Genomic DNA, 11,960 nt, shown 5'->3' on the forward strand with positions numbered 1-11,960 from the left:
GCGGGAAACATCGATTGGGAGGAATCATGTCGGAGCAGATGAACAAACCCCATGCGATCATCGTCATGGGGGTCAGCGGCTGCGGCAAATCCTCCGTCGGCGAAAAGCTCGCCGAGGCCCTGCACCTGGCCTTCGTCGAAGGCGATGCGCTTCATCCGGCCGCCAATGTCGAAAAGATGTCGAAGGGCATTCCGCTGACGGATGAGGACCGGATGCCCTGGCTCGACCTAATCGGCGAGGACATGCAGGCCTCGCTTGACAAGAGCGAGGGCATCATCGTCTCCTGCTCGGCGCTGAAGCGCGTCTATCGCGACCGGCTGCGGGCGGCTGTCGGCGGCAATCTGTTCTTCGTCTATCTCGAAGGCTCCAAGGCGCTGCTGACGAAGCGGATGGGCGAGCGCAAGGGCCATTTCATGCCGGTCTCGCTGCTCGAAAGCCAGCTGGCGACGCTTGAGGTGCCCACGGGCGAGCCGGGCGTCGTCACCGTCGATATCGACGACACGGTGGACGGCATCGCGGCGACCGCTCTCAAAGGTCTCGCTGCTCTCGGCATCACGGCTTGAAACGCTGCGGCGAATAGGCCGCAATATCGATGAACGGCGTCTCGCCGGTGATGAGTTCGGCAAGCACGCGGCCCGTCACCGGCCCGAGCGTCAGCCCGTGATGGGCATGGCCGAAGGCAAACCACAGCCCCTGATGGCGCGGCGCCTTGCCGATAACCGGCATCATATCGGGCGTGCAGGGGCGAGCACCCATCCAAGGCTCGGGATCGAGCCGCCTGCCGAGCGGGAAGATGGTGCGCGCGACGGCTTCGGCACGGTCGAGCTGGACCGGCGTCTTCGGCGCGTCGAGCGTTGCAAACTCCGCCCCGGTCGTCAGGCGGATGCCGCGGTTCATCGGCGCCAGCAAGTAGCCGCGTTCGGCATCGAGCATCCAGTTGTTGAGCACGGCATCGCCCTCGGCGGCATAATGCATGTGATAGCCGCGTTTGACCCCGAGTGGGAGGGAATAGCCGAGCCGGCGCGTCGCAACGGCCGCCCAGGGGCCGAGCGCTATGACGGCATCCTCGGCTTCGAGCGGACCCTCTGTCGTCATGATCTTCCAGCCGGAGCCGAACGGACCGAGCGAGGCGGCATCCCCGGTGACGAAACGGCCGCCGAGGCTTTCGAAATAGTGGCGATAGGCCGATGTCAGCGCATGCGGGTCGAGCACCGACCAGGGGTCGCGCCAGCGGATAGCACCGGCGAAATCGCCGGAAAGATCAGGTTCCATGCGGGCGATATCGGCCGGAGCCAGGCTGTCGTACTCCACCCCGAATTCATTCTGCCAAAGTGCTGCCTCCGCAAGAGCCGCGTCGCGCTTGGCCTGCGTGCGGAAAAGCTTGATCCAGCCATCCTTGCGGATCAACGCTTCAGCCTGCGACGCTTCGATCAGGTCCTTGTGTTCGGCAATCGAATTTTCGATCAGCGGCGCATAGGCCCGGGTGATGAGCGCGTGGCGGCGCGCATTGGAGTTCCACCAGTAGCGGGCGAGAAAGGCGATCTGGCTCGGCAGCGTGCGCAGGTGATAATGCGCATCGATGCGGTTATTCAGCGCATAACGCAGCAAAAGCCCGAGCTGCTGGGGAAAGCCGTAAGGCGCGACACCTTCGCGCTGGATCAGGCCGGCATTGCCGAAGGAGGTTTCGTTGCCCGGATCCTTGCGGTCGATCAGCGTCACCTGCCGGCCGCGCCGCTGAAGATGGATGGCCGTGGAAACCCCGACGATGCCGGCGCCGAGCACGATTGCGTTCTTCGTCATTTCCCCTGCATTCCGCTTTGTTTATCGGGGTGAAAATGCCCGTGCCGATGATGCGGCGCAAACGAAAAATCGCATTCATTTCAAAATCATTGCGCTTTTCAGTGCGGCATTTTCAGCCTTCACGCGGACATGGAGGATAAGCGCGTTGAGCAGCGAAAAGACGATCGCGTAAAACGGCAGGTCGAAGGCGAGGGGAAGGACGGCGATCTCGCCGACGACGATCGCATAGTTCGGATGGCTGAGGAAGCGATAGGGCCCGGATCGGACGAGCGGTGCGCCGGGCAGGATGATGATGCGCGTCGTCCAGCGGCCCTTCAGCGTCGCCAGCACCCAGAGCCGCAGCACCTGCAGCCCCATGAACACGACAAACCAGAAGAACTCGACCGGCCTGCCCAGTGCGAGCAGCCACAGGCCGATGATCCAGCCGGCATGCAGCGCCACCATGGCGGGATAGTGCTCTGCTGCCACCTCTCTGGCGCCTCTGGCGAGAAGGGCGGCGGTGTTGCGCCGGGCGAGCACGAGCTCGCCTAGCCGCTGCAGCGTCACGAAGGCCAGAAGCGCGATCGATGGCCACATCATGCCACCCTCCGCAGCGTCACGCAGCTCGCCGAAAAGCCCGGCCCCATGGCGATCATCGCGGCACGCTCCGGCAATCCGGCGCGGATCGCCCGTTCCAGCACGAACAGGATGGTGGGCGACGACATGTTGCCGTATTCGGCAAGCACGGCGCGCTCGTGATCGAGCGTGCCCGGCGCCATCGACAGCGCGCTTTCCATCGCGGCCAGCACCTTCATGCCGCCGGGATGACAGATGAAGCGGCCGATATCCTCCGGCCTCAGCCCGTTGCGCGCCAGAATGGCCGTCACTGCCGGCCCGAGCTCTCTCTCGGCAAAGGGCGGCAGCGATTGCGCCAGCACGATGCCGAAGCCGCCATCGTCGATCTTCCAGCCCATGATATCGAGCGTGTCGGGAAAGAGATGTTCGCCTGTTGATTCCACTTCCGCCAGCCCGTCTCCGCCCGCACGCAGCACGCAGGCGGCCGCGCCGTCGCCGAAAAGCGCTGTCGCGATGATGTTCGGCCGCGTCAGCTCGTCCAGCCGGAAGGCCAGCGTGCAGAGCTCGATCGAGACGAATAGCACGACGGCACCCGGCCGGCTTTGTGCCAGCCGCGAGGCGATCGCAAAGCCGGACACGCCGGCCGCACAGCCGAGCCCGAAGACCGGCACGCGCTCGATATCGGCCCTGAAACCCATTCTGCGGGCAAGCTGCGCATCGAGGCTCGGCGTCGTAAAACCGGTGGAGGACACGGTCACGACACAGTCGACATCCCCGGCCTCAAGCCCTGCCTGGCGAAGAGCCGAGCTGGCAGCCTCGACGAAAAGCCCGCCCGCCACCTCTGCATAGGCCTGCATCCGGTCCTGCCAGCCATGCGGCTCGTCGAACCAGGCAAGCGGCCGCGCCGCATGGCGCTTTACGATGCCGGCGCTATCGAAGACGCGGGCAAGATGGCGGAAATCCTCGAAACGGTCGGCAAACAGCCGGGCCGAGGCTTCGACCGCCTGTTTTTGCAGAATGACATGTTCGGGTGCGGCGACGGCGAGGCTGACGAGTTTCACGGTATCGGTCACGGAATTCTCCTTGTCGTTCCCGGCGGAACGGAAAACACGCGGCCCGACGATTTATTCGGCCTCGTCGGCTTCACGAAGCAGTGATGGAGAAAATGGAGACGTCGGCGAATAAAGCCAGATGCAGCGGTGTTCTCTCCTCGCAACGTCACTTCTAGAGGAATTTCCCCCATGACGATCATGACAGCCCGTATCGCTTCCATCCTTGTCGGCGGCTGCCTTGCCGCTTCTGTTCTCTCCGGTCCGGTCTTTGCCGTCGGCGATGACAGCAGCACCACGCCCACCTGCAAGAAGGGCGAGATCTACGACCAGAAGGCCAAGAAATGCGTCAAGCAGCAGAGCGCCAACGTCTCCGACGAGAACCGTGCCGACTATGCCTATTCGCTGGCCAAGGCCGGCCGCTATGAGGAGGCGCTTGCCGTTCTCGACACGGTCAAGGATCAGAACACGGCCGAAGTGCTGAATTATCGCGGTTATGCCACCCGCAAGCTCGGCCGCACCGACGAAGGCATCTCCTATTACCTGCAGTCGGTGAAGATGGACCCGCAATATGCCAAGGTCCGCGAATATCTCGGCGAAGCCTATGTCATCAAGGGCCAGCTCGATCTCGCCAAGGAGCAGTTGAAGTCAATCAAGGCGATCTGCGGCACCACTTGCGAGGAATATCAGGATCTGAACGCCGCAATCCTCAACCCCTCGAAGATCTGATTGGGAAGCCACGGGCAGGAAGATGGAAGCACGGAAGGGATGTAAGAATGTCGGTCGCGCGCACCCACTTTCCTGCCTATAGTCGCGCGAGAATGGAATCGCCGGTTCATCCGGCGGTTCCGAAAGATGTTGGATCGGCGGAGGCGGCCATCGCGAGTGAAGCGGATATCAGGAGCGGCCTGACGGAAAATCTGGCAAGGCTCTGGCGTTATGGTCTCGTTCTCTCGCATCAGCGCGATGTCGCAGACGACCTGGTGCAGGCGACCTGCCTTCGCGCACTGGAGCGCGCCGACCAGTTCATCCCCGGCACGCGGCTTGACCGCTGGCTGTTTTCGATCCTGCATTCGATCTGGCTGAACGAGATCCGCTCTCGCCGGGTGCGTCAGGGCCAGGGTTTCGTCGATGCCGGGGAGACGCTGACCTTCGACGGCGCCCACGACACCGAAACGCATGTGATGGCGGGTCAGGTGTTGAGACAGGTGAACGCACTGCCCGAGGCGCAGCGGACGGTGGTTTTCCTCGCTTATGTGGAAGGACTTTCCTATCGCGAGGTTGCAGGCATATTGGATATCCCGATCGGAACCGTGATGAGCCGGCTGGCGGCCGCCCGCGCCAAGCTCTCCGGCGCCGGATCGGAAGGGGGACGGCAATGAACACCAAACACACCATTCCCTCCGACGAGGACCTGACCGCCTTCATCGACGGCGAACTGACGGCCGAAGAGGCTGCGCGCATCGAAGCCCTCGTCAGCGAAGATGAACACATCGCCGAACGGCTGGAATTCCTGGCGCGCGCCAGCCTGCCGTTCAAGCAAGCCTTCGCCCCGCTGCTCGCCGAAGCCCCGCGTCAGAAGCTGGAGACGATGCTCGCCGCCATCCCGGCGCAGCAGCGCGCAAAATCCGCTTCTGCACTGACATTCGACAGCCGTCGCCGGTTCCTCGGCGCGCTCGCCGCCTCGCTCATTGCCGGCATCGCGATCGACCGCGCGGTCATCGGCATCGGCGCACGCCTTTCGGCAAAGGACGAAAACAGCGAATGGCGCAGCGTGGTCGCCGACTATATCTCGCTCTATACCCCGGAAACCCTGGCCGGCCCGGTGCCTGCCCGGGAGGCCCAGGCCGCCCAGCTCGGCCCGCTTGATGAGAAACTCGGCCTCTCGCTCTCCCCCGAAGCCGTCGCGCTTCCGGGCATCGATTTCAAGCGCGCGCTGCTCTTGCAATATGACGGCAAACCGCTCGCCCAGGTCGCCTATCTCGACCCTGAAACCGGCCCAATGGCGCTGTGTATCGTCACGTCGAATGCCGGGCCCAAGGCGCCGGATCTCGAAAGCCGCAAGGGGATGAATGTGATCTATTGGTCGAATGCGACGCACGCCTTCATGCTGATCGGCCGCATTTCGGCCGACCGCATGAAGGAATTGGGAGAGGACGTCAGGAGGAGACTTTCAGCCTGACTGTTAAAGAGCGTCGCAATTTTTCAGATTCGCTCTTTAGCTTTTTGTTTTCCGCATTCCGTTATCGCAAGGCCGCCCTGCACTCTCGCGCGGCATGCCTATTTCACCGGACCGCAGCTATTTAATCCATCAGGCCGCGCAAATATTGGCCATAATCGCCTTTGCCCGCTTTGGCGGCAATCTGGGCGAAGTGCTCCTTGGTGATGAAGCCTTTGGCCAGCGCGATTTCCTCCGGGCAAGCGATCTTGAAGCCCTGGCGTTTTTCGAGCGTGCGGACGAATTCGCCGGCCTCGAGCAGGCTTTCGGGCGTGCCGGTATCAAGCCAGGCATACCCGCGGCCCATCATCGAGACGCGCAGCTTCCCCCGCTCCAGATATGTCCTGTTGACATCGGTAATCTCGTATTCGCCGCGCGCCGAAGGCTTCAGATTGGCGGCGATATCAACGACGTCGGCATCGTAAAAATAAAGGCCGGTGACAGCCCAGTGCGATTTCGGCTTCGCCGGCTTCTCTTCAATCGATATTGCAGTCATATCGCTGCCGAATTCGACGACACCGTAACGTTCGGGATCGTGCACATGATAGGCAAATACGGTCGCGCCATCACCCTTTGAGACACCCTCTTCAAGCAGTTCGGGCAGCCCGTGGCCGAAATAGATATTGTCTCCGAGGATGAGACAGGATGGTCCGCCCGCCACGAAGTCTGCGCCGATAATATAGGCTTGGGCCAGTCCATCGGGGCTCGGCTGCACGGCATAGCTCAGAGACATGCCCCAATCGCTGCCATCACCCAGCAACCGCTGGAAAAGCGGCATATCGTGCGGGGTGGAGATGATCAGAACCTCTCTGATGCCGGCCAGCATCAAGGTGGTCAGCGGGTAGTAGATCATCGGCTTGTCATAGATCGGAAGCAACTGCTTCGAGACCGAATGAGTCATCGGGTGCAGGCGAGTACCGCTGCCCCCCGCAAGCACAATACCTTTCATACGGCCTCCTTCGGCTCTTCCAAGAGCTTTGTCACAACAGCTCGCGTCGATACCTGCCACTCCGGCATGCTGACGCCATAAAGGCGCTTCAACTTATCGCAGCACAATCGGGAATTGGCGGGCCGCTTCGCGGCTGTGGGGTAGTCGGCGGTCGCAATGTCCCTGACGATGACACGCCTGCCGGTCTTTTCCTCGAGAATGGACAAAATATATCGAGCAAACTCGGCCCAGTTCGTTTCGCCGCTGCCGGCCAAATGAAAAACGCCCCGCAAGTCCGGGCTAGAGTCGCTTGACAGTCTGGCCGCTATTTTGACGATAGCCTCGGCGATGTCGTTGGCGGAGGTCGGGCAACCCAGTTGGTCGCTCACGACGCTCAGCTCGTCTCGCGTCTCCGCAAGCCTGAGCATGGTTTTCACGAAGTTATGGCCAAATGTCGAATAGACCCAGGCCGTCCGTAGGATCACATGGTTCTCATTGGCTGCGGCAACCGCATATTCGCCTTCGAGCTTCGATCTGCCGTAGACGGATACCGGTCCGACCGGGTCGCTCTCGACATAGCGTTCGGGCTTGTCTCCATCGAACACATAATCGGTCGAGAGATGGATGACGGGAATGGACAGCTCGGCAACTGCGGCAGCGATGGCTCCTGCGCCGTCTCGATTGATGGCGAACGCCGCCGCCTCGTCGCTTTCGGCTTTGTCGACGGCAGTGTAGGCGGCCGACGACACGACGACGTCGGGTTTGAGCTTCGCAATGGTTTCACGCACCATAGAAGGCGCGAGCAAATCCAACTCGGGCCTGCCGATGGCGATGACCTCGATGTCAGGCGCATTCAGCGCTTGCAATGCAGACGTGACCTGGCCGCTCTTGCCTGTTACCGCGATGCGCATCTCACACCTTTTTCAACACGCCAAGGCGTTCACCCGAATACACGCCCTCGCGCAGCGGCTGCCACCACCATGCATTTTCCAGATACCAGTCGACGGTCTTGCGGATGCCGCTGTCGAAATTCTCCAGTGCTTTCCAGCCGAGTTCGGTCTCGAGCTTGGTCGCGTCGATAGCGTAGCGGGCATCGTGGCCCGGCCGATCGGTAACGTAGCTTATAAGATCGCTATGCGGCGCGCGTCCTGGCCGGACTTCATCCATGATCGCGCAGACACGCTGGACAACGTCGATGTTCCGCCGCTCGTTGCGCCCGCCGACATTGTATTTTTCGCCGAGACGGCCCCGTTGCACGATCAGCCAGAGCGCTCGTGCGTGATCGTCGACATAAAGCCAGTCGCGAATGTTGGAGCCGCTTCCGTAGACGGGCAATGGCTTCCGTTCCAGCGCATTCAATATGATGAGGGGAATGAGCTTTTCCGGGAAATGAAAAGGACCGTAATTGTTCGAACAGTTGGAAATGATCACGGGCAGGCCGTAAGTCCGCTCCCACGCCGTTGCCAGGTGATCGCTGGCCGCCTTGGATGCGGAGTAGGGAGAGGACGGATCGTAAGGCGTCGTCTCGGCAAACAGCCCGTCTTCACCCAGCGAACCGTAGACTTCGTCGGTGGACACGTGCAGCATCCTGAATGCCGCCTTTTCGTCCGCCGGAAGGCCTTGCCAATATTGCCGCGCAGCCTCCAGCATGCTGAAGGTGCCATTTATATTCGTTTCGATAAAATCCGCCGCCCCGGTGATCGATCGGTCGACGTGGCTTTCCGCCGCCAGATGCATGACGTAATCGGGACGAAACTCCTCGAAAGCGCTGCTGACCGCGCTTCGGTCGCAAATGTCGGCTTTGAGAAACCTGTAGTTCGGAGCATTCTCGATCGCTTTCAGCGAGGCGAGATTGCCGGCATAGGTCAGCTTGTCGATATTGAGGACGTCGGCGCCGACCTCACTGACGAGATAGCGCACCAATGCCGAACCGATGAAGCCAGCGCCACCTGTTACAAGAACACGCATGAGGCCCTCCGTTTTACGAAAATTGAAAATATGCGGGGAGTTCGGAAAGCAATGGCTGTTTGTTGTCCTTATCAGAAAGAACGTAGGCATCCATCTGCGGCCACTCGATCCCGATCTCGGCATCGTTCCACCGCAGGCCGCGGTCATGTTCGGCGCTGTAGGGAGCCGTGACCTTGTAACTGATGATGGTATCGGGCTGCAAAGTTATGAACCCATGCGCAAATCCGGCCGGCACCCAAAGCTGTGAGCCATTCTCCGGCGACAGTTCTGCAGAGACCCACTTTCCGTAGGTCGGAGAGCCATGCCTGATATCGACGGCCACATCCAGGAGCGCGCCGCGCAGGCAACGCACGAGCTTGCCTTGGGCGAAGGGAGACAACTGAAAATGCAATCCCCGAACGGTCCCCGGTTGCGCTGAAAGAGACTCATTGTCCTGCACGAAAGAAACGTCGGCCACGTTAGTGCGGAACCAGGAATCTTTGAAGACTTCGCTGAAATAGCCCCTCGAGTCACCGAATCTGGCGGGAGTGATCCTTTTAACGTCCCCGATCCCCAGTTGTTCTACATTCAATGCATACATCCTTGCATTAGGCTCGATCGCTGAATTGTGACAGCAACCAACGCCGGCAATATAGCCAATCGTGCTGCTGAGCACATACCGCGCCGGGGCCTGGACAGCAAGATGAGAATCCAGTTCTGCCAGCGGATGCGTGAAAGGTGCCGGCTCGCCTCTATCCGAGACGGCAAGGTGCCTTTGGAGTGGCATAACCGCTGCTGCCAGCGAGAATTCACGCCCGACATGCTTTGAATTTCAGTTGGCGCTTGGCAGAGGTGACGATCATGCTTTATGGCGCACGCTGGCACATCGACCGCACGGGGTTGCGATATGTGTGGTGAAACAGCGGATCGACAAATCGCCGGGCGCCCCGTTATACGAGCTGGATCGGAGTTATTCAGTTGATAGAAATTCTTTGCGCGACCTATAATGGAATGCGCTATCTTCGAGAGCAGATTGCATCCATTGAGGCGCAGACGCTCACCGACTGGCATGTGACGTTCTTCGACGACGGCTCAACGGATGGTACCGTCGAAATGCTCGAAGCTCTGGTTGCAAAGGATGCGCGCTTCCGCTTGACACGAAATCCCGTCAATCTCGGCTTTTGCGGTAACTTCCTCAACAACCTTTCGAATCTCAAAAGTGCTGACGCTTATGCGTTCTGCGACCAGGATGACATTTGGTATCCGGACAAACTCGAACGTGCGTTCGACTGGCTGTCGCGGATCGACCCTGGCACACCGGCAGTTTATTTCGCTCGGACCGAAATTGTCGATGAACAACTCAATCATGCAGGCATGTCGCCCGAGTTCAAACTCGAACCAAGTTTTCGCAACGCCCTGGTCCAGAGCATCGGTGGAGGCAACACCATGATGTTCAATCAGGCGGCAAGGGACCTTGTGGTCAACACATTGCCGAAAACACGTCTCATTTCCCACGACTGGTGGTTCTATATTGTTGTGTCAGGCTGCGGCGGCGAGGTCAGATACGATTCGGAACCGGTGTTGAAATACCGTCAGCACGCCACCAACCTGGTTGGCGCCAACAACGGTATCTCAATGCAAGTCGCCAGATTGTGGATGGCTTTTCGCGGGCAATGGCGTGCGTGGAACACGGCTCACGAAGAGGCGATCAAGACCTTCGAGGATCGTCTTACCCCCGAAAATCGCACCGCTTTCCATGCTTTTCAGCGGGCTCGCAACGGTGGTTGGCCCTTTGAGAGATTGTCGGTGCTCAAGCGAACCGGGATAAAGCGCCAAAGCACGCTCCAGACCAAATTTCTTCCCATCCTCGCTCTCCTGAACAGATTGTAGGCGTCGGCTTCTTATCTTCGGCTTCGAAGGAAGCAGGCCTCTTGAGGCAGGTAAACGCAACGTCGCGTTTAAGTTAGAAGGCACAGCGATATCGGCCTTGTTGTCTTTGAGCGAGAGACGTCGATAGCAGTCACTGGATCGAGATTTAGCCCCGAACGACGGGCGCAAAGCCTGTGCTGCCGCGATCCGCACAAATGAGGGCGACGAGGTAGGCGAAGATCGGATCCAGAGCCTTCTGATTGAACATGATGCCAAAGCTGCCCGTGATCACGTAGCTGCTGACGAGCAGAAGAGCGAGCGCGATGGAGATGTCCCGGCCCGGCCCCGCTTCTTTTCTCCACGCGCCTATCACGGGCGTCATGAGCATCAGGCAAAGCGCTGCAATGCCGAAAACGCCGGCGTCGATTCCTGCGGTCAGAAAGCCGTTGTGAACATGCGAGAAGGGCAGCTGCGGCCTTATGTTATCGGGAAGTTCCGCCAGGACCGAAGCCATCCGGTTTTGCGGACCATAACCCGTCAACGGGTCCTTACGGATTGCCGATAGCGCGCCTTTGTACAAAGCGATCCGCGCGCTGAGCGATGTAATCTCGCCGTCGCTGCGTTCGAGTGTTGTCAGGTCTCCCTGGAGCGCCTGGATGCGATCGAGGATTTGGCCGCTGCCCAAGGCGACAATTCCCGCCAACAGCAGGGAGCCGGTAATTGCCAGGCTGCGCAAACTCAGATGGAAGCTGTGTTTGCGAAAATACCAGAGAAAGATGACGATATGGACGGGAATGACCAGCCAGGCTGAGCGCGTTCCCGAAAGCAGCACGCAGCCGAGACCCGCGGCATATCCCAATATCGCAATTCTTTGCTCTACGCTTCTGGGAGATTGAACGTTGAGAAGCGCAATGCCGCCGAAAAGAACGCCTATGACTCCGAGGAGTGCAGCGTTCGAAGTTCCCGCCTCTGCCCTCGGCATCAGAAAGATGATCTGCAGCAGACTGAAAAGAAAGGTAAGGATCATGCCGATACCGGCGCCGAGGATAAAGAGTGGCACGAGACGGCCATCGGGAGAGTGGCGCATCCGCGGCAAGATCAGCCAGACCGAAAAGAAAGGCAGGAGCCGGAATATCCAGTCCAGTTCCTCGGAGTAAGGTGGATTGATGAATATGCTCGCGATCATCACCAATGGGTAGATCGACATGCCGATGGCAACCAGCCGGTCGGATCTCGACAGGTTCAACGCAAGGCGGCCAGTCGCCAGACAATAGATGCCCCACACCATGGACGCGAGGAGGATGAAGGAGTTGAAGTTCGACGAAAGTCCTGGAAGGATTGCAAAGGCAAAGACCGCAATGCGGTTATTTCGGTCGAGCGAATCTCCCGTCCCATTCTCGGGACCAAGAACCGCTATTTTGAGTTGTCTGAAGTAATTCAATTTGCCGGTCCTGACCGTGCCCACGCTGCCTCGCTAAGGATCGTGGTCACCGCTGTCAAGCTGTGGATGTCGGTGCAATCTATGGCTTTATTCAACGTTGTATTCCGGCAACAGGAAGTCTGGATGAACGTGTTTCTATTCGATGACGGGCGG

13 protein-coding genes are annotated in these 11,960 nt (G+C 59.8%); 5 read left to right on the forward strand and 8 right to left on the reverse strand.

Features of this window, described 5'->3' with window-relative positions:
* The first annotated feature begins 26 nt into the window (after window positions 1-26).
* A complete protein-coding gene (locus EEQ99_RS25270) occupies window positions 27-563 on the forward strand; it encodes a gluconokinase (RefSeq protein ID WP_047613669.1) in 537 nt (178 codons plus the stop codon).
* On the opposite strand, the gene EEQ99_RS25275 is transcribed toward EEQ99_RS25270, so the two are convergent.
* From EEQ99_RS25275 to EEQ99_RS25285, 3 genes are all read right to left on the reverse strand, one after another.
* Window positions 553-1,800 (reverse strand): NAD(P)/FAD-dependent oxidoreductase, encoded by a 1,248-nt coding sequence (locus EEQ99_RS25275; protein WP_127431255.1) that lies wholly within the window; start codon window positions 1,798-1,800, stop codon window positions 553-555. The two genes, EEQ99_RS25270 and EEQ99_RS25275, sit on opposite strands and share 11 nt — an antisense overlap.
* A gap of 75 nt (window positions 1,801-1,875) precedes the next feature.
* Window positions 1,876-2,379, reverse strand: a complete 504-nt coding sequence (locus tag EEQ99_RS25280; RefSeq protein WP_127431256.1) for an isoprenylcysteine carboxyl methyltransferase family protein — start codon at window positions 2,377-2,379, stop codon at window positions 1,876-1,878.
* The gene (locus tag EEQ99_RS25285; RefSeq protein ID WP_097622979.1) at window positions 2,376-3,428 is read right to left on the reverse strand and encodes a type III polyketide synthase; all 1,053 of its coding nucleotides are present in this window, start codon (window positions 3,426-3,428) and stop codon (window positions 2,376-2,378) included. The genes EEQ99_RS25280 and EEQ99_RS25285 overlap by 4 nt, the downstream gene beginning before the upstream one ends.
* A 168-nt stretch (window positions 3,429-3,596) precedes the next feature.
* Here EEQ99_RS25285 and EEQ99_RS25290 point away from each other — a divergent pair, with 168 nt between their 5' ends.
* The 3 genes from EEQ99_RS25290 to EEQ99_RS25300 are packed head-to-tail and all read left to right on the forward strand — an operon-like array spanning window position 3,597 to window position 5,586.
* Window positions 3,597-4,133 (forward strand): tetratricopeptide repeat protein, encoded by a 537-nt coding sequence (locus EEQ99_RS25290; protein WP_047613675.1) that lies wholly within the window; start codon window positions 3,597-3,599, stop codon window positions 4,131-4,133.
* Between the two features lie 47 nt (window positions 4,134-4,180).
* Window positions 4,181-4,786 (forward strand): RNA polymerase sigma factor, encoded by a 606-nt coding sequence (locus EEQ99_RS25295; RefSeq protein WP_097595587.1) that lies wholly within the window; start codon window positions 4,181-4,183, stop codon window positions 4,784-4,786.
* Window positions 4,783-5,586, forward strand: coding sequence for an anti-sigma factor family protein (locus EEQ99_RS25300; RefSeq protein WP_127431257.1), 804 nt, complete (start codon window positions 4,783-4,785; stop codon window positions 5,584-5,586). The genes EEQ99_RS25295 and EEQ99_RS25300 overlap by 4 nt, the downstream gene beginning before the upstream one ends.
* 121 nt (window positions 5,587-5,707) lie before the next feature.
* Here the strand turns inward: EEQ99_RS25300 and rfbA are convergent, their stop codons facing one another.
* Genes rfbA through rfbC form a run of 4 tightly spaced genes read right to left on the reverse strand, consistent with a single transcriptional unit; the run spans window position 5,708 to window position 9,098 of the window.
* Window positions 5,708-6,571 carry a glucose-1-phosphate thymidylyltransferase RfbA gene (rfbA, locus tag EEQ99_RS25305; protein WP_047615275.1) on the reverse strand — a complete coding sequence of 288 codons (864 nt, stop codon included), beginning with the start codon at window positions 6,569-6,571 and terminating at the stop codon, window positions 5,708-5,710.
* Window positions 6,568-7,461, reverse strand: a complete 894-nt coding sequence (gene rfbD / locus EEQ99_RS25310; RefSeq protein ID WP_127431258.1) for a dTDP-4-dehydrorhamnose reductase — start codon at window positions 7,459-7,461, stop codon at window positions 6,568-6,570. Before rfbD ends, rfbA begins: the two co-directional genes overlap by 4 nt.
* Window position 7,462: 1 nt before the next feature.
* Window positions 7,463-8,518, reverse strand: a complete 1,056-nt coding sequence (rfbB, locus tag EEQ99_RS25315; protein WP_097622976.1) for a dTDP-glucose 4,6-dehydratase — start codon at window positions 8,516-8,518, stop codon at window positions 7,463-7,465.
* Between the two features lie 13 nt (window positions 8,519-8,531).
* Window positions 8,532-9,098, reverse strand: a complete 567-nt coding sequence (gene rfbC, locus EEQ99_RS25320; protein ID WP_063476367.1) for a dTDP-4-dehydrorhamnose 3,5-epimerase — start codon at window positions 9,096-9,098, stop codon at window positions 8,532-8,534.
* 377 nt (window positions 9,099-9,475) lie between these two features.
* Between rfbC and EEQ99_RS25330 the strand changes: the two genes are divergently transcribed.
* Window positions 9,476-10,387, forward strand: a complete 912-nt coding sequence (locus tag EEQ99_RS25330; RefSeq protein WP_097623004.1) for a glycosyltransferase family 2 protein — start codon at window positions 9,476-9,478, stop codon at window positions 10,385-10,387.
* Between the two features lie 145 nt (window positions 10,388-10,532).
* On the opposite strand, the gene EEQ99_RS25335 is transcribed toward EEQ99_RS25330, so the two are convergent.
* Window positions 10,533-11,807 (reverse strand): O-antigen ligase family protein, encoded by a 1,275-nt coding sequence (locus EEQ99_RS25335; protein WP_097623003.1) that lies wholly within the window; start codon window positions 11,805-11,807, stop codon window positions 10,533-10,535.
* Window positions 11,808-11,960: the final 153 nt, after the last annotated feature.

It is taken from the genome of Rhizobium anhuiense (genome assembly GCF_003985145.1).
GTDB lineage: Bacteria > Pseudomonadota > Alphaproteobacteria > Rhizobiales > Rhizobiaceae > Rhizobium > Rhizobium anhuiense.